General features: G+C 63.4%; 12 protein-coding genes. 3 read left to right on the top strand and 9 right to left on the bottom strand.

Annotated features, from left to right (window positions below; all coding sequences use genetic code 11):
* Window positions 1–45: 45 nt before the first annotated feature.
* The 7 genes from rpsA to mtnA form a co-directional block, all read right to left on the bottom strand.
* Window positions 46–1,722: a 30S ribosomal protein S1 gene (gene rpsA / locus JV551A3_RS09545; protein WP_003252673.1), complete on the bottom strand. Its 1,677-nt coding sequence runs from the start codon at window positions 1,720–1,722 to the stop codon at window positions 46–48.
* Between the two features lie 124 nt (window positions 1,723–1,846).
* Complete coding sequence (gene cmk / locus JV551A3_RS09540; protein WP_112249308.1) at window positions 1,847–2,533, bottom strand: (d)CMP kinase; 687 nt, start codon at window positions 2,531–2,533, stop codon at window positions 1,847–1,849.
* Complete coding sequence (locus JV551A3_RS09535; RefSeq protein ID WP_235874556.1) at window positions 2,530–4,737, bottom strand: bifunctional prephenate dehydrogenase/3-phosphoshikimate 1-carboxyvinyltransferase; 2,208 nt, start codon at window positions 4,735–4,737, stop codon at window positions 2,530–2,532. The genes cmk and JV551A3_RS09535 overlap by 4 nt, the downstream gene beginning before the upstream one ends.
* Before the next feature lie 193 nt (window positions 4,738–4,930).
* Window positions 4,931–6,025: a prephenate dehydratase gene (gene pheA / locus JV551A3_RS09530; protein WP_112249310.1), complete on the bottom strand. Its 1,095-nt coding sequence runs from the start codon at window positions 6,023–6,025 to the stop codon at window positions 4,931–4,933.
* Window positions 6,025–7,110 (bottom strand): 3-phosphoserine/phosphohydroxythreonine transaminase, encoded by a 1,086-nt coding sequence (serC, locus tag JV551A3_RS09525; RefSeq protein WP_133970659.1) that lies wholly within the window; start codon window positions 7,108–7,110, stop codon window positions 6,025–6,027. The genes pheA and serC overlap by 1 nt, the downstream gene beginning before the upstream one ends.
* Before the next feature lie 270 nt (window positions 7,111–7,380).
* The gene (gene gyrA, locus JV551A3_RS09520) at window positions 7,381–10,146 is read right to left on the bottom strand and encodes a DNA gyrase subunit A (RefSeq protein ID WP_133970658.1); all 2,766 of its coding nucleotides are present in this window, start codon (window positions 10,144–10,146) and stop codon (window positions 7,381–7,383) included.
* A 366-nt stretch (window positions 10,147–10,512) separates the two neighbouring features.
* Complete coding sequence (gene mtnA, locus JV551A3_RS09510) at window positions 10,513–11,589, bottom strand: S-methyl-5-thioribose-1-phosphate isomerase (RefSeq protein WP_133970657.1); 1,077 nt, start codon at window positions 11,587–11,589, stop codon at window positions 10,513–10,515.
* Window positions 11,590–11,700: 111 nt separating this feature from the next.
* Between mtnA and ubiG the strand changes: the two genes are divergently transcribed.
* The 3 genes from ubiG to JV551A3_RS09490 all read left to right on the top strand — a co-directional run bounded on the left by ubiG (window position 11,701) and on the right by JV551A3_RS09490 (window position 13,964).
* Window positions 11,701–12,399, top strand: coding sequence for a bifunctional 2-polyprenyl-6-hydroxyphenol methylase/3-demethylubiquinol 3-O-methyltransferase UbiG (gene ubiG / locus JV551A3_RS09505; protein ID WP_112249313.1), 699 nt, complete (start codon window positions 11,701–11,703; stop codon window positions 12,397–12,399).
* Between the two features lie 2 nt (window positions 12,400–12,401).
* A complete protein-coding gene (gene mupP, locus JV551A3_RS09500; RefSeq protein WP_133970656.1) occupies window positions 12,402–13,073 on the top strand; it encodes an N-acetylmuramic acid 6-phosphate phosphatase MupP in 672 nt (223 codons plus the stop codon).
* 150 nt (window positions 13,074–13,223) lie between these two features.
* A complete protein-coding gene (locus JV551A3_RS09490) occupies window positions 13,224–13,964 on the top strand; it encodes a YciK family oxidoreductase (RefSeq protein ID WP_112249315.1) in 741 nt (246 codons plus the stop codon).
* Between the two features lie 125 nt (window positions 13,965–14,089).
* Here the strand turns inward: JV551A3_RS09490 and JV551A3_RS09480 are convergent, their stop codons facing one another.
* Window positions 14,090–14,875, bottom strand: coding sequence for a TenA family transcriptional regulator (locus tag JV551A3_RS09480; protein WP_112249316.1), 786 nt, complete (start codon window positions 14,873–14,875; stop codon window positions 14,090–14,092).
* A gap of 30 nt (window positions 14,876–14,905) precedes the next feature.
* Window positions 14,906–17,362, bottom strand: a complete 2,457-nt coding sequence (locus tag JV551A3_RS09475; RefSeq protein ID WP_133970655.1) for an EAL domain-containing protein — start codon at window positions 17,360–17,362, stop codon at window positions 14,906–14,908.
* Between the last annotated feature and the right edge of the window lie 134 nt (window positions 17,363–17,496).

Genomic DNA, 17,496 nt, shown 5'->3' with positions numbered 1-17,496 from the left:
AAAAGGCGACCCGAAGGTCGCCTTTTTTTACCGATCAAACAGAACTCAGTTCTGCTTGGCCATTGCTTCGCGCAGCAGCGCAGCCATGGTGGTGTCGGCAGCCGCTTCCGGAGCGTTTTTCAGGCTCTGGATGGCTTCGCGCTCTTCAGCATCGTCCTTCGACTTGATGGACAGGCTGATAACGCGGGACTTGCGGTCAACGCTGATGATCTTGGCTTCGATCTCTTCGCCTTCCTTCAGGACGTTACGCGCGTCTTCAACGCGGTCACGGCTGATTTCGGAAGCTTTCAGAGTAGCTTCGATGTCGTCGGCCAGGGTGACGATGGCGCCTTTGGCGTCAACTTCTTTCACGATGCCCTTGACGATAGCGCCCTTGTCATTGACAGCAACGAAGTTGGAGAACGGATCGTCTTCCAGCTGCTTGATGCCCAGGGAGATGCGCTCGCGCTCTGGGTCGACCGACAGGATGACGGTTTCCAGCTCGTCGCCCTTCTTGAAACGACGTACGGCTTCTTCGCCGGTTTCGTTCCAGGAGATGTCGGACAGGTGAACCAGGCCGTCGATGCCGCCGTCCAGGCCGATGAAGATACCGAAGTCGGTGATCGACTTGATGGTACCGGTGATCTTGTCACCCTTGTTGAACTGGCCGGAGAAGTCTTCCCATGGGTTGGACTTGCACTGCTTGATGCCCAGGGAGATACGACGACGCTCTTCGTCGATGTCCAGAACCATGACTTCCACTTCGTCGCCAACCTGAACGACTTTCGACGGGTGGATGTTCTTGTTGGTCCAGTCCATTTCGGAAACGTGTACCAGACCTTCAACGCCTTCTTCCAGCTCAGCGAAGCAGCCGTAGTCGGTCAGGTTGGTAACGCGAGCTTGTACGCGAGTACCTTCTGGGTAACGGGCAGTGATAGCTACCCACGGATCTTCGCCCATCTGCTTCAGACCCAGCGAAACGCGGTTGCGCTCGCGGTCGAACTTCAGAACGCGTACGTCGACTTCGTCGCCAACGTTAACGATTTCCGATGGGTGCTTGATGCGCTTCCAGGCCATGTCGGTGATGTGCAGCAGGCCGTCGATACCGCCCAGGTCCACGAATGCGCCGTAGTCGGTGAGGTTCTTGACGATACCTTTGACTTGCTGGCCTTCCTGCAGGGTTTCCAGCAGGGCTTCGCGCTCGGCGGAGTTCTCGGCTTCCAGCACGCTGCGACGGGAAACGACAACGTTGTTGCGCTTCTGGTCCAGCTTGATGACCTTGAATTCCAGCTCTTTGCCTTCCAGGTGGGTGGTGTCGCGCACAGGGCGGACATCAACCAGGGAGCCCGGCAGGAACGCACGGATGCCGTTAACGTCGACAGTGAAGCCGCCCTTAACCTTACCGTTGATAACGCCCTTGACCACTTCTTCGGCGGCGAAAGCTGCTTCCAGAACAATCCAGCACTCGGCGCGCTTGGCTTTTTCACGGGACAGCTTGGTTTCGCCAAAGCCGTCTTCGACCGCGTCCAGCGCAACGTGAACTTCGTCACCGACCTTGATGGTCAGCTCGCCAGCTTCGTTGTAGAACTGCTCGAGCGGGATGACGCCCTCGGACTTCAGGCCAGCGTGTACGGTAACCCAGTCGCCGTCGATGTCGACAACGATACCGGTGATGATGGCACCCGGCTGAAGATTGAGGGTTTTCAGGCTTTCTTCAAAGAGTTCTGCAAAGCTTTCGCTCATTTTAATTCCTGTAGATTCGGGCGAAACAGACGCCCATCGCCACATTCCAGACAATGTGGGTTTGTTTTAAGTAAAGGAAAGCCGGCAGGACGTTGACTGGTGCCCCTGCCTGCTCTCCTGGCTATCAGAGAAGGTCGCGTAGCGCGATCTCGCTCCTGATACGTTGCAACACCTGCTCGATGGACAACTCGGTAGAGTCCAACTGAATGGCATCGACCGCTGGCTTCAGCGGGGCCACTGCACGTTGGGTGTCGCGCTCATCACGCGCACGAATCTCATCCAGCAGACTCGACAGACTAACATCTTCACCCTTGCCCTTCAACTGCAGGTAGCGGCGACGTGCCCGCTCCTCCGCACTGGCGGTGAGGAAGATCTTCAACGGCGCGTCCGGGAACACCACGGTACCCATGTCGCGACCGTCGGCAATCAGGCCCGGCGCCTCGCGGAATTCGCGCTGGCGCACCAGCAGCGCATCACGCACGGCCGGCAGCGAAGCGACCATCGAGGCACCGGCGCCGACGGTTTCGGTGCGGATGACGTTGCTGACGTCCTCGCCCTCGAGGATGATCTGTTGCAGCTTACCGGGCTCGGCGGCGACGAACTGCACATCCAGATGGGCGGCAAGCTTGGTCAGCAGCTCTTCGTTGGTCAGGTCGACGCCGTGGTTGCTGGCGTTGAACGCCAGCAACCGGTACAGCGCGCCAGAGTCCAGCAGCCTCCAGCCCAGCTCGCGGGCCAGCAGCCCGGCGACCGTGCCCTTGCCCGAACCGCTTGGCCCGTCGATGGTGATGACCGGCGCCAGGGCACTCACGACTTGCCCTCTTCCGCCACGCGGATGCCCACTTCGGCGCACAGCGCCAGGAAGTTGGGGAACGAGGTGGCGACGTTGGCGCAATCGTGGATGCGGATCGGCGCACTGGCGCGCAGCGAGGCAACACTGAAGGCCATGGCGATACGGTGGTCACCGTGGCCATGCACTTCGCCGCCGCCCAACTGGCCGCCGTCGATGATGATGCCGTCCGGGGTCGGCTCGCACTTGATGCCCAGGGTGATCAGGCCGTCGGCCATGACCTGGATACGGTCGGATTCCTTCACCCGCAGCTCTTCGGCACCCCGCAGCACGGTACGCCCTTCGGCGCAGGCAGCGGCGACGAACAGCACCGGGAACTCGTCGATCGCCAGTGGCACCAGCTCTTCAGGGATGTCGATGCCTTTCAGCTTGGCCCCGCGCACGCGCAGGTCGGCCACCGGCTCGCCACCGACTTCACGCTGGTTTTCCAGGGTGATGTCACCGCCCATCAGGCGCAGGATGTCGATCACGCCGGTACGGGTTGGGTTGATGCCAACGTGCTCCAGCACAAGCTCCGAGCCTTCGGCGATGGACGCCGCCACCAGGAAGAACGCCGCCGACGAAATGTCGGCCGGTACTTCGATACGGGTCGCGGTGAGCTTGCCGCCGGACTGCAGCGAGGCGACCGGGCCGTTGCTGTCGACGCTGTAGCCGAAGCCGCGCAGCATGCGCTCGGTGTGGTCACGGGTTGGCGCAGGCTCGGTGACGGTGGTCTTGCCTTCAGCGTACAGGCCGGCCAGCAGCAGGCAGGATTTGACCTGGGCACTGGCCATAGGCAGCGTGTAGGTCAGCGCCTTGAGCTTGTGGCCACCGCGAATGGTCAGCGGCGGGCGGCCTTCAGGGCCGGTCTCGACCACGGCACCCATTTCGCGCAGCGGGTTGGCCACACGGTTCATCGGGCGCTTGGACAGCGAAGCGTCGCCGGTCATGGTCACATCGAACGGCTGGCCGGCCAGCAGGCCAGACAGCAGGCGCATCGAGGTACCCGAGTTGCCCACATACAGCGGCCCGGGTGGCGGCTTGAGGCCGTGCAGGCCAACGCCGTGAATGGTCACGCGGCCGTGGTTGGGGCCTTCGATGACCACACCCATGTCACGGAATGCCTGCAGGGTCGCCAGCGCGTCCTCACCTTCGAGGAAGCCTTCGACCTCGGTGGTGCCTTCGGCCAGCGAGCCGAGCATGATCGAGCGGTGGGAAATCGACTTGTCGCCCGGTACGCGGATCCGCCCGGACAGGCGGCCACCCGGTTGGGCCAGGAAAATCAGATCGTTGGCGTTCATAGCGTCCACATAGGCCCGGCGGGCCAGGATTTTACTGAAATGCTCGCGGGCAACGCGTGCACGGGTGAATACACCCAGCAGCTGGTGCCCGTCCCCTTCAGCGATCGCGTCGCGCAAGGCGTCGAGATCGCTGCGATATGTATCAAGCGTGCGCAGGACAGCGTCGCGGTTGGCGAGAAAGATGTCGTGCCACATGGTCGGGTCGCTGCCAGCGATTCTCGTGAAATCGCGGAAGCCTCCCGCAGCGTACCGGAAGATCTCGAGGTTTTCATTGCGCTTGGCCAGTGAATCGACCAGGCCGAAGGCCAGCAGGTGCGGCAGGTGGCTGGTGGCGGCAAGCACTTCGTCGTGGCGTTCGACCGACATGTGCTCCACATCGGCGTCCAGTGTGCGCCACAGGCGGTCGACCAGGGCCAGGGCGGCCGGGTCGGTTTCGGCCAGCGGGGTGAGAATGACCTTGTGCCGGCGGAACAGGGTGGCGTTGGAGGCCTCTACCCCGCTCTGCTCGGAGCCGGCGATGGGGTGGCCGGGGACGAAGCGCGACAGGCGGGCACCGAAGACGGCTCGCGCCTCACGGACGACGTTGCCCTTGGCACTGCCGACATCGGTAATGATGGCATCGCCGAGGTCGAGTTGAGCCAGGCGGGCCAGGACTTTTTCCATGGCCAGGATCGGCACGGCCAACTGGATGACATCGGCACCGACACAGGCGGCGGCAAGGTCTTCCTCGCAGCGATCGACCACGCCCAGGGCCACGGCCTGCTTGCGCGAGGGGGCGTCCAGGTCGACACCGACCACTTCGCGGCACAGGCCGCTTTCACGCAGGCCCTTGGCGAACGAGCCACCGATCAGGCCGAGGCCGACCACGACCAGGCGGTTGATGATTGGCGCGGGTTTGGTTGTTACTGCTTTTACCACTGGTGCGAACCCTGTTCAGAAATCTAGGCAGCCTGTGAGGGCCATTGGGGCTGCTGTGCAGCCCATCGCAACACAAGGCCGCTCCCACAAGGGATTGCGTACTCCTGTGGGAGCGGCCTTTTGTCGCGATGGGGCGCGAAGCGGCCCCAACCATCTCAAATCAAAGCACCGCCTTTGGATAAGAGCCCAGCACCTTCAGCGCCACAGCTTCCTGGCTGATCTGCTCGAGCACCGCCTTGATCAGCGGGTCGCGGTGGTGGCCAACGAAGTCGATGAAGAACACGTAGGTCCACTTGCCGCTGCGCGACGGGCGAGTCTCGATGCGGGTCAGGTCGATGCCGTTCTGGTGGAACGGTACCAGCAGCTCGTGCAAGGCACCCGGCTTGTTGCTCATCGAAACGATGATCGAGGTCTTGTCGTCGCCGGTCGGCGGCACTTCCTGGTTGCCGATCATCAGGAAGCGCGTGGAGTTGTCCGGGCGGTCTTCGATCTTTTCGGCCAGGCGGGTCAAACCGTACAGGTTGGCCGCCATGTCGCCGGCGATCGCCGCCGAATTCCACTCGCCCTTGACCCGCTTGGCCGCCTCGGCATTGCTCGACACGGCCACACGCTCCACGTTCGGGTAGTGCGCGTCCAGCCACTTGCGGCACTGGGCCAGCGACTGGGCGTGAGAGTAGATGCGGGTGATGCTGTCGGTCTTGGTGTTCTCGCCCACCAGCAGGTGGTGGTGGATGCGCAGTTCGACCTCGCCGCAAATCACCATGTCGTGTTCGAGGAAGCTGTCCAGGGTGTGGCTGACCGCGCCTTCGGTGGAGTTTTCCACCGGCACCACGCCGAAGTTGACGGCACCGGCCGCCACTTCGCGGAACACTTCGTCGATGGCTGCCATCGGCCGGCTGACCACCGCGTGGCCGAAGTGCTTCATGGCCGCAGCCTGGGTGAAGGTGCCTTCAGGGCCGAGGTAGGCGATTTTCAGCGGTTCTTCCAGGGCCAGGCACGACGACATGATTTCGCGGAACAGCCGCGCCATCTCTTCGTTGTCCAGCGGGCCCTTGTTGCGCTCCATCACGCGCTTGAGCACGGCGGCTTCACGCTCGGGGCGGTAGAACACCGGCTTTTCGCCTTCCGCCAGCGAGGCGGTCTTGACCTTGGCCACTTCCTGAGCGCAACGGGCGCGCTCGCTGATCAGCTCGAGGATCTTCTCGTCGAGGCTGTCGATGCGAACGCGCAGCGCCTTCAGTTCGTGCTCGGACATCAGCCGTGCTCCTTCTCGAATTCGGCCATGTAGGCCACCAGGGCTTCGACTGCTTCAAGGCCCAGGGCGTTGTAGATGGAGGCACGCATGCCGCCTACCGAACGGTGGCCCTTGAGGTTGAGCAGGCCGCGGGCATCGGCGCCGGCGAGGAAGGCCTTGTCCAGGCGTTCGTCAGCCAGGCGGAACGGCACGTTCATCCACGAACGGGCGTTGTGGCTGATCGGGTTGGTGTAGAACTCGCTGCTGTCGATGAAGCCGTACAGACGGTCTTTCTTGGCACGGTTGCGCTGCTCCATGGCATCGACGCCACCCTGCTCTTTCAGCCATTCGAACACCAGGCCCGAGAGGTACCAGGAGTAGGTGGCCGGGGTGTTGTACATCGAGCCGTTGTCGGCCGAAACCTTGTAGTCGAGCATGGTCGGGCAACTGCTGCGGGCGCGGCCCAGCAGGTCTTCGCGCACGATCACCACTACCAGGCCGCTCGGGCCGATGTTCTTCTGCGCGCCGGCGTAGATCAGGCCGTACTGCGACACGTCGATGGGGCGCGAGAGGATGTCGGACGACATGTCGACCACCAGTGGCACGTCACCGGTTTCTGGCACCCAGTCGAACTGCAGGCCACCGATGGTCTCGTTGGACGCATAGTGCACGTAGGCAGCGTTGCTGGTCAGCTTCCACTCGTTCTGGCCGGGGATGGCCAGGTAGTCGTAGGGCTTGGCGCTGGCGGCGACGTTGACGCTGCCAAAGCGGCGCGCTTCCTCGATGGCCTTCTTCGACCAGATGCCGGTCTCGATGTAGTCGGCAGTGCCGTTCTCCGGCAGCAGGTTCAGCGGGATTTCGGCGAACTGCTGGCTGGCACCGCCCTGCAGGAACAGCACCTTGTAGTTGGAGGGGACGGACAGCAGGTCACGCAGGTCCTGCTCGGCCTTTTCGGCGATGGCCACGTAATCGTCGCTGCGATGGCTCATTTCCATCACCGACAAGCCCTTGCCATGCCAATCCAGCATCTCGGCCTGGGCGCGCTGCAGAACAGCGTCAGGAAGCGCGGCAGGGCCTGCGCAGAAGTTAAAGGCTCGTTTGCTCACATCCACTCTCGCTCTGCCAAATGGTACAAAATCGTTTCTTGCAGGCCACTCACTGCTCTTTGTAGGAGCGGCCTTGTGTCGCGATAGGGCCGCAAAGCGGCCCCCAGTTTTTTGCAGCGCCGCTGAAATCCTGGGGCTGCTTTGCAGCCCTTTCGCGACACAAGGCCGCTCCTACAAAAAGCTCGCCCCACCAAAGGGAGGTTCAGCATTGCCTGCTGTAATCAGTCAAACGGGGCGACCTTGGTCGCCCCGTTCGGGTTTTACGCTTGCTTACTCCTGCTGGGCCTCTTCGGCGCCAGCAGCTTCTTCGTTGTCTGGCGCTTCAGCCTCGACACCCTCTTCGTCCGTCTCGATCACATCATCGAGCTCGTCCTCGGAAGGCTCCTGGATTCGCTCCAGGCCCACCAGCGTCTCGTCGGTAGCCAGCTTGATCAAGGTCACGCCCTGGGTGTTGCGGCCCAGGCTGGACACTTCGCCAACGCGGGTACGCACCAGCGTGCCCTGGTCGGAGATCAGCATGATCTCTTCGCCTTCCTGCACCTGGATGGCACCGATCAGCAGGCCGTTGCGCCCCTTGGTACCCATGGCGATCACGCCCTGGCCACCACGGCCGCGACGCGGGAACTTGGACAGCGGCGTGCGCTTGCCGAAGCCACGCTCGGAGGCGGTGAGGATCTGCGCGCCGGATTCCGGGATCAACATGGAGATGATCTGCTGGCCCTTGCCCAGCTTCATGCCGCGCACGCCACGGGCGTTACGGCCCATTTCGCGGACCACGCTTTCAGCGAAGCGGATCACCTTGCCGGCGTCGGAGAACATCATGACTTCCTTGGCACCGTCGGTGATGGCCGCGGCGATCAGGGTGTCACCTTCCTTCAGCTTCAGGGCGATCAGGCCGTTGGAGCGCGGACGGGCGAACTGCACCAGCGGGGTCTTCTTCACGGTGCCCGAAGCGGTGGCCATGAAGATGTAGGCGCCGGTCGGCTCGGCGACCCACTCAGGGGTGTCGCCCTCTTCCTCGTCCACTTCCTCGGCCTCGACCACTTCGCCTTCGAGCACGGTGTCATCCGCATCCTCCAGCTCTTCGTCGGCATCAGCGCTCTGCTGCAGGGCCTCGAGGTCGATCTGCAGCATGGCGGTGATACGCTCACCTTCCTCCAGCGGCAGCAGGTTGACCATTGGCCGGCCGCGTGCGGCACGGGACGCCTCAGGAATGTCGTAGGTCTTCAGCCAGTACACCTTGCCCTTGCTGGAGAACAGCAGCAGGGTGGCGTGGCTGTTGGCAACCAGCAGGTGCTCGACGTAGTCCTCGTCCTTCACCCCGGTAGCCGACTTGCCTTTGCCGCCACGGCGCTGGGCCTGGTAGGCGGACAGCGGCTGGGTCTTGGCGTAGCCACCGTGGGAGATGGTCACCACGCGCTCTTCTTCCGGGATCATGTCGCCGTAGTTGAGGTCGTGGCGCGCATCGAGGATTTCGGTACGGCGGGCATCGCCATATTCGGCGCGGATGGCTTCCAGTTCTTCGCGGATCACTTCCATCAGGCGCTCGGCGCTGCTGAGGATGCGGATCAGTTCGCCGATCTGCTCGAGGATTTCCTGGTACTCGGCCAGCAGCTTTTCATGCTCCAGGCCGGTCAGGCGGTGCAGGCGCAGGTCGAGAATGGCCTGGGCCTGTTCCGGCGACAGGTAGTACTTGCCCTCACGCAGGCCGTACTGCTCCGGCAGGTCCTCGGGGCGGCAGGAATCGGCGCCGGCGCGCTCGACCATGACCTGCACGGCACTGGACTCCCAGGCGGTGGAAATCAGCGCTTCCTTGGCTTCGGACGGGGTCGGCGAGGCCTTGATCAGGGCGATGACCGGGTCGATGTTGGACAGCGCGACCGCCTGGCCTTCGAGGATGTGGCCGCGTTCGCGGGCCTTGCGCAGCTCGAACACGGTACGGCGGGTCACCACTTCACGGCGGTGACGCACGAACGCTTCGAGCAGGTCCTTGAGGTTGAGCAGGCGCGGACGGCCGTCAACCAGGGCCACCACGTTGATGCCGAATACGCTCTGCAGCTGGGTTTGCTGGTAGAGGTTGTTGAGCACCACCTCCGGCACCTCGCCGCGACGCAGCTCGATGACGATGCGCATGCCGTCCTTGTCGGACTCGTCGCGCAGCTCGGTGATGCCTTCGATCTTCTTCTCTTTGACCAGCTCGGCGATCTTCTCGATCAGGCGCGCCTTGTTCAGCTGGTACGGCAGCTCGGTGACCACGATCTGCTGGCGGCCGCCGACCTTGTCGATGTCTTCGATCTCGGAACGGGCGCGCATGTAGATGCGGCCACGACCGGTACGATAGGCCTCGATGATGCCCTGGCGGCCGTTGATCAGGCCGGCAGTCGGGAAGTCCGGGCCAGGGATGTGCTGCATCAGCTCATCGATGGTGACTTCGGGGTTGTCGATGAGTGCCAGGCAGCCATCGATGACCTCGCCGAGGTTATGCGGCGGGATGTTGGTCGCCATGCCCACGGCGATACCGCTGGAACCGTTGACCAGCAGGTTGGGGATACGGGTCGGCATGACCGCCGGGATCTGCTCGGTGCCGTCATAGTTGGGCACCCAGTCGACGGTCTCTTTGTGCAGGTCGGCCAGCAGCTCGTGGGCCAGCTTGGCCATGCGCACTTCGGTGTATCGCATGGCTGCGGCGTTGTCGCCGTCCACCGAACCGAAGTTGCCCTGGCCGTCGACCAGCAGGTAGCGCAGCGAGAACGGCTGGGCCATACGCACGATGGTGTCGTAGACCGCGGTGTCGCCGTGCGGGTGGTACTTACCGATCACATCACCGACCACACGGGCGGATTTCTTGTACGGCTTGTTCCAGTCGTTGCCCAGTTCGCTCATCGCATAGAGAACGCGACGATGCACGGGCTTCAAGCCGTCACGCGCATCGGGCAGCGCTCGCCCGACAATCACGCTCATCGCGTAGTCGAGGTAAGACTGTCTCAGTTCGTCTTCGATATTGACCGGGAGGATTTCTTTGGCCAGTTCGCCCATGAGAAGCCTGATTCCTTTTTCTGGTGAAACTTCGCAGCTCCATCAAGGGCCGAACGAAGCTCGCCGCCGCAGCGCATAAGGGTGCGACGACTTACGACAAATCAATGAGTTGTGCCATGGATCTGCGCAATGAAGGCCGCCGTGATGGGCGGTCTTGGAAACTGCCGGATGTTATCACAAAGGCATGGGAGGTGGGGAGATGTGGCAGGTGGCCTCACGTGAGCGAAAATCTGGATTTTTTATAGCCTGTGCCGGCCTCTTCGCGGGTGAACCCGCTCCCACAGGTACACCACCGCCCTCAGGCCTTGTGCTATCCCTGTGGGAGCGGGTTTACCCGCGAAGAGGCCGGCACAGGCAGTGCAAAAATCAGTGCAGGCGCTTGCGGCAGATCAACTGCGCCAGCTTGGCCGTATCCGGCCGCTCGACGATGCCGCGCTCGGTCACGATCACGTCGATCAGGTCGGCCGGGGTCACATCGAACACCGGATTGAACACCTCGACATCCGGCGCCACCCGGGTACCGGCAATGTCCAGCAACTCGTCGGCAGCGCGCTCTTCCAGCGGAATGTCCTCGCCAGTGGCCAGGTTCAGGTCGATGCTGGTGCTCGGCGCCACCACCATGAACCGTACGCCGTGGTGCATGGCACTGACTGCCAGCTGGTAGGTGCCGATCTTGCTGGCCACATCGCCATTGGCGGCGATGCAGTCCGCACCCACCACCACCCACGTGATGCCCTTGCTTTTCATCAGGTGGGCCAGCGCCGAGTCGGCGCACAGGGTCACCGGAATGCCCTCGTTGGCCAGCTCCCAGGCGGTCAGGCGCGAGCCATGCAGCCAAGGGCGGGTCTCGCCGGCATATACCCGCTCGACCATGCCCTCCAGATAGCCGGCGCGGATCACCCCCAGCGCGGTGCCGAAGCCACCGCAGGCCAGGGCGCCGGCGTTGCCGTAGGTGAGCAGGGCCTGGGCGTTGCCCTGGTGGCGGCGGATCAGCTCGATTCCCTGCTGGGCCATGGTCAGGTTGGCTTCGCGGTCGCTTTCGTGGATGGCCAGCGCTTCGGCCTCCAGCGCCGCCAGTACATCTTCGTCCGGGCGCAGCCGCTGCAGGCGCTCGCGCATGCGGTTCAGGGCCCAGAACAGGTTGGCGGCGGTAGGTCGCGCCTCAGCCAGGGTAAGGAAGTCTTCTTCCAGGTCCATTTCCCAGTCGCCACCCTCGGCCAGCCGCTCTTCCAGGGCCAACACCAGGCCATAGGCCGCGGCAATGCCGATGGCCGACGCGCCGCGCACGGCCATGTCGCGAATCGCCGCCGCCACCTGCGCGACATTGTCGCAGGCCAGCCAGCGCTCTTGCGACGGCAGCAGGCGCTGGTCGAGCAGGTGCAGGACGCCGCCCTGCCAGCGGATCCCGGTCACCTTCTCCGCCGCCAAAAGTCGCTCGCGCATCGCCTCTCCCCGTCGTTCGGATATCAAAAGCCGGCGATTATAGCGACCCTCGGGGCCGAGCGCTCGGGTATACTCCGGCGCAATTTTGCGAAGTTTCAGAGGACTGTTCTAATGAGCAACGTCGACCGCGCCGAAATCGCCAAGTTCGAAGCGCTGGCCCACCGCTGGTGGGACCGCGAAAGCGAGTTCAAGCCGCTGCACGAAATCAACCCGCTGCGCGTCAACTGGATCGACGAACGCGCCAGCCTCGCCGGCAAGAAAGTGCTGGATGTGGGTTGCGGTGGCGGCATCCTCAGCGAAGCAATGGCCCTGCGCGGCGCCACGGTCACCGGCATCGACATGGGCGAGGCGCCACTGGCCGTGGCCCAGCTGCACCAGCTGGAGTCGGGCGTGCAGGTGGAATACCGGCAGATCACCGCCGAAGCCCTGGCCGAAGAAATGCCTGAACAGTTCGACGTGGTCACCTGCCTGGAAATGCTCGAGCACGTGCCCGACCCGTCTTCGGTCATTCGCGCCTGCTACCGCATGGTCAAGCCTGGCGGCCAGGTGTTCTTCTCCACCATCAACCGCAACCCCAAGGCCTACCTGCTGGCCATCGTCGGCGCCGAGTACATCCTGAAGATGCTGCCGCGCGGTACCCACGACTTCAAGAAGTTCATCCGCCCGTCCGAGCTGGGCGCCTGGAGCCGCGTTGCCGGCCTGCAGGTAAAGGACATCATCGGCCTGACCTACAATCCGTTGACCAAGCACTACAAGCTCAGCAGCGACGTCGACGTCAATTACATGGTCCAGACCCTGCGCGAGGAATAAGCATGCGTTTGCGAGCAGTACTCTTCGACATGGACGGCACCTTGCTCGACACGGCGCCGGACTTCATCGCCATCTGCCAGGCCATGCTTGCCGAGCGCGGCCTGCCGGCCGTGGATGACAAGCTGATCCGTGATGTGATCTCTGGCGGTGCCCGGGCGATGGTCGCCGCGACCTTCGCCATGAGCCCGGAGGCCGAAGGCTTCGAGGCCCTGCGCCTGGAGTTCCTCGAGCGCTACCAGCGCGACTGTGCAGTGCACAGCAAGCTGTTCGACGGCATGGCCGAGCTGTTGGCCGACATCGAGAAAGGCAACCTGCTGTGGGGCGTGGTCACCAACAAGCCGGTGCGCTTCGCCGAGCCGATCATGCAGCAACTGGGCCTGGCCGAGCGTTCGGCGCTGCTGATCTGCCCGGACCACGTGAAAAACAGCAAGCCGGACCCCGAGCCGCTGATCCTCGCCTGCAAAACGCTGAACCTGGACCCGGCCAGCGTACTGTTCGTCGGCGACGACCTGCGCGACATCGAGTCTGGCCGCGACGCCGGCACCCGCACGGCGGCGGTGCGCTACGGCTATATTCATCCAGAGGACAACCCCAACAACTGGGGTGCCGACGTGGTGGTGGACCACCCACTGGAACTGCGCAAGGTTATCGACAGCGCGCTGTGCGGCTGCTGAACCCCGCCTAGACCGCAGCACAGCCCCTGTGGGAGCGGGTTCACCCGCGAATGCGTCAGCCCGGACAACATCGGCACCTGAACGTACATTCGCGGGTGAACCCGCTCCCACAGGGGACGGTGCCGCGCCAACGAACTCGAAGGACCTACCATGTTCGACTACACCGCCCGCCCCGACCTGCTGCAAGGCCGGGTCATCCTGGTTACCGGTGCCGGCCGCGGCATCGGCGCCGCTGCCGCCAAGGCCTACGCTGCGCTGGGCGCCACCGTGCTGCTGCTGGGCAAGACCGAGGCCAACCTCAACGAGGTCTACGACCAGATCGAAGCCGCCGGGCATCCGCAACCGGTGGTGATCCCGTTCAACCTGGAAACCGCCCTGCCCCACCAGTACGACGAACTGGCAGTGATGATCGAGGACCAGTTCGGTCGCCTCGACGGCCTGCTGAACAACGCTTCGATCATCGGCCCGCGCACACCGTTGGAGCAGCTGTCGGGTGACAACTTCATGCGCGTGATGCACATCAACGTCGATGCCACCTTCATGCTCACCAGCACATTGCTGCCGCTGCTGAAGCTGTCGGAAGACGCTTCGGTGGTGTTCACCAGCAGCAGCGTCGGGCGCAAGGGCCGGGCCTACTGGGGCGCCTATGGCGTGTCCAAGTTCGCCACCGAGGGCCTGATGCAAACCCTGGCCGATGAGCTGGAAGACGTGGCACCGGTGCGCTCCAACAGCATCAACCCAGGCGCCACGCGCACGGCGATGCGGGCACAGGCCTACCCCAGCGAAAACCCGCAGAACAACCCGCTGCCGGAAGAGATCATGCCGGTGTACCTGTACCTGATGGGGCCGGACAGCAAAGGGGTGAATGGGCAGGCGTTCAACGCCCAGTAAGGCCTTTGCCTGTACCGGCCCTTTCGCGGGTGAACCCGCTCCCACAGGTACTGCACTGCCCTCATGGGCGGTGATTATCCTGTGGGAGCGGGTTCACCCGCGAAGAGGCCGGAACAGGTGAACGATCAGCCGGCGGCCAACGTCGGTCGCATGCGCCCCTGCTGGCGCCCTTCCAGCTGCATGCACCGCTCCAGGAACAGGTACATGCAGTCATAGCTCTTGCAAATCGCCTTGCGCAGTTCATTGCGCAGCCCCAGGGTCGGGTTCTCGCCAGCCAGGGTGCAAATGATCTCCAGCGCCTCCCACGGGTGCGCGTCGTCATACTGGGCATGCATCTTAAGCCACTTCATCGCCCGCTTGCGCTGGTCCTCCGGGAAACCCAGCGCATAGGTGTCGGTGGAACACACCACCGCCGACCATTCACCGGTCGCACCTTCGATGGCGTAGTTGGTCGCTGCCATGGAAATGGCCAGGTTCTCGGTGGCGCAAACGCGCCAGCACCAGTCATTCAACCCGTTCAGCTCTGGCGGCACATCCTGGGCCTGCAGCTCGTGCAGGTGCACGCCATGGGCCTGGCACCAGTTCACCCAGTAGTCGGCATGGTTGAGCTCGACACGGATGTTGCGCATCAGCCAGCGCCGCGCCATGTCTTCGCCCTGGTGTCGGCCATAGCGGGTTTTGGTCAGGTTGTGGGCCATGTACAGCGAGAACTGCTCCACCACCGGCCAGCCACCGATCAGGTACTGGCGAATGGTCGATTGCTTCAGCTGGCCATCGCGCAGGCGCGCGTAGAACTCGTGCTCGACTACCCGGCGCTTGCTCTCGCGGCAGTCTTCAATCAGTTGCTGGGCCCATTGGGGGTAGCTGGCGGGATCCATCAACGGCCCGATACGAACGAATGCGTCAATCACTTTCAGCTCCTTGATCCTTGTGATTTCTAGCTAGCGAAACGTGCCAGGCGCCCGCTGCAACAGAGGCCGGGCGGCGATCCGTTGGCGCTGCAGACTGTCACAGGTGAACACCTGAGGGCGTTCGATGAGGTAGCCCTGGGCGTAATCCACGCCAATTTCCTGCAAGGCCTGCTCGATCAAGGGTGTTTCGACGAATTCGGCAATGGTGCGCTTGCCCATTACGTGACCGATGTGGTTGATGACCTCGACCATGGCCCGGTTGACCGGGTCGTCGAGCATGTCCTTGACGAAACTCCCGTCGATCTTCAGGTAATCCACGGGCAAATGCTTGAGATAGGCGAACGACGACATGCCGGCGCAGAAATCATCGAGCGAGAATCGACAACCCAGCCCCTTCAACTCATTGATGAAACGAATGGCGCTGCCAAGGTTGGCTATGGCGCTGGTTTCGGTGATTTCGAAACAGATCATCCGCGGCGGGATGGCGTATTCGACGAACAGGCGTTGCAGGTATTCGAGGAACTTGTCGTCGCCAATACTCGACCCCGAAAGGTTGATCGCACAGATCGACAGCGGCCCCTCGCGCCCTTCGTCCAGGCACTGGCGGATGACCAAAAACACATTGCGCACCACCCAGCGGTCCAGCGCGGTCATCAGGCCGTAGCGCTCGGCCGCCGGGATGAAGCTGCTGGGCAGGATGGTCCGCCCGCTTTCGTCGTGCAGGCGCAGCAGGATCTCGATATGGCCTGGGCCTTCGAAGGTTTTCAGCGGGGCGATTTCCTGGGCGTACAGGCAGAAGCGGTTTTCTTCCAGGGCCACGTGCAAGCGCTGGATCCAGGCCATTTCGCCAAAACGCATGGACAGCTCGCTGTCGTCGGCATGGTACACCTGCACGCGGTTGCGGCCCTTTTCCTTGGCCATGTAGCAGGCCATGTCGGCGGCGCGCAGCGAGGTTTCGAGGGTGCCTGGGGCCTGCGCCATGTGCACCAGGCCGACGCTGACGGTGGTGACGAACGGGCGCCCCTTCCACACGAAATGCAGGCTCTGCACCAGCTGGCGCAGCTGCTCGGCGATACGCTCGGCCTGGTCGGGCGGGCAGTTTTCCAGCAGCACGCCGAATTCGTCCCCACCCAGCCGGGCCAGGGTGTCGCCTTCACGCAGGCCGGACTGCAGCACGGCGCAGATGTGCCGCAGCAGCTCGTCGCCGGCGGCATGCCCGCAGGTATCGTTGACCAGCTTGAACTGGTCGAGGTCGAGGAACATCAGCGAATGCCGCCCGGCCTGGCGCGCCAGGTCGTTCAACGCCTGCTCCAGGCGGTATTCGAACTCGCGGCGGTTGGCCAGGCCGGTCAGGGCGTCGTGGGTCGCCTGCCAGGACAGGTTGGCGATGTACTGGCGCTCCTGGGTCATGTCGTGCAGCACCAGCACGATGCCGCTGACCTGGCCGTCATTGACGATCGGCGAGCCGACCAGGTTGACCGACACGGTGCTACCGTCCAGGCGCTGGATCAGCCTGGCATGTTCGGCGCCACCCTTGAGGCTGCCGCTGAGTACCTGCTCGACCAGGCTGCGGCCGTCCTCCTCGGCCTGCTCGTCCACCAGGCTGAACAGCGCCGACAGTGGCAGGCCCTGGGCTTGGCCGGCCTGCCAGTGGGTCAGATGCTCGGCGGCCGGGTTCAGGTAGCCGATACTGCCCTCCACATCGGTGGTAATCACCGCATCGCCAATGGCCTGCAGGGTAATCTGCGCCCGCTCCTTTTCTTCCTGCAGGGCGCTGGCAAAGGCCTGGCGCTGGGCCAGCAGCTTGCTGGAGCGGCGCCAGGCAATGGCAATCAGGAACATCGCGGTCAGCAGGTTGGTGATCAGCAGCACCCGCAGCAGCATGCGCGAGCCTTCGCCCAGGGCATCGCTGAACGCCTTGGCGGCCGGGGTTACCCCTTCGTTGATGGTGACGATGCGCGCCTTCCAGTCGCTGACGGTGCGGGCGTCGACCGGGCCAGCGGCGAAGCTGCTGCGCATTTCCATGGCCAGCATATCCAGCTTGCCCAGGTAGTCGTCGCCGATGTCCCAGTAGTCGATGGCTGTCTGCATGTAGCTGACGTTGCGAAAGTTGCGGTAGAACCAGATGATCCGCTCGACATCGTCGGGGTGGTTGCCGCCTTGCAGCACGGCCTGGCGCGCGGCGTCCAGGTCGGGACGGGGCTGGTCGAGCACTTCGCGCAGCTGGTGGTCGCCCTGGGGCACGGTGATGGCCTGGCGATAGCGATGGTAGGTGCTGTCGTCGCGGGTTTCGGCGTACAGGTTGAGGTAGTAGATGGCGTCTTTCTGCGCCTTGGACCAAAGGCTCTCGCCCGCCACATAGGCACGCACGGCCGAGAGCGTATAAAGGCTGAGGCTGCCCAAGGCTACCTGGAAGACCACAACGGCGATGAAGGGCCAGGTGATGCCGAGCAACTTTGGCGCTTCTAGAGTGCGATGTCCCTTCATGGAGTCCCTGTCACAGAGCAGATAAGGCGCAAATCAACCCAGACAAAGCACAGCGTAGGCCATTTGCCATCCCGGTGGTTGGGTTTTTTATGGCAGGAAAGGGAGTGATTTGCATATGGCTTGTACTGGCACTG

Source organism: Pseudomonas inefficax, from assembly GCF_900277125.1.
In the GTDB taxonomy this organism is placed as follows: domain Bacteria; phylum Pseudomonadota; class Gammaproteobacteria; order Pseudomonadales; family Pseudomonadaceae; genus Aquipseudomonas; species Aquipseudomonas inefficax.
This window is presented reverse-complemented; position numbering and strand designations above follow the sequence as displayed.

What these genes read in the sequence shown, in the direction of transcription:
- rpsA (WP_003252673.1), bottom strand. Translation starts at nt 1,722, where the DNA reads ATGAGCGAAAGCTTTGCAGAACTCTTTGAAGAAAGCCTGAAAACCCTC.
- pheA (WP_112249310.1), bottom strand. Translation starts at nt 6,025, where the DNA reads ATGTCCGAGCACGAACTGAAGGCGCTGCGCGTTCGCATCGACAGCCTC.
- gyrA (WP_133970658.1), bottom strand. Translation starts at nt 10,146, where the DNA reads ATGGGCGAACTGGCCAAAGAAATCCTCCCGGTCAATATCGAAGACGAA.
- mtnA (WP_133970657.1), bottom strand. Translation starts at nt 11,589, where the DNA reads ATGCGCGAGCGACTTTTGGCGGCGGAGAAGGTGACCGGGATCCGCTGG.
- ubiG (WP_112249313.1), top strand. Translation starts at nt 11,701, where the DNA reads ATGAGCAACGTCGACCGCGCCGAAATCGCCAAGTTCGAAGCGCTGGCC.
- mupP (WP_133970656.1), top strand. Translation starts at nt 12,402, where the DNA reads ATGCGTTTGCGAGCAGTACTCTTCGACATGGACGGCACCTTGCTCGAC.
- JV551A3_RS09490 (WP_112249315.1), top strand. Translation starts at nt 13,224, where the DNA reads ATGTTCGACTACACCGCCCGCCCCGACCTGCTGCAAGGCCGGGTCATC.
- JV551A3_RS09475 (WP_133970655.1), bottom strand. Translation starts at nt 17,362, where the DNA reads ATGAAGGGACATCGCACTCTAGAAGCGCCAAAGTTGCTCGGCATCACC.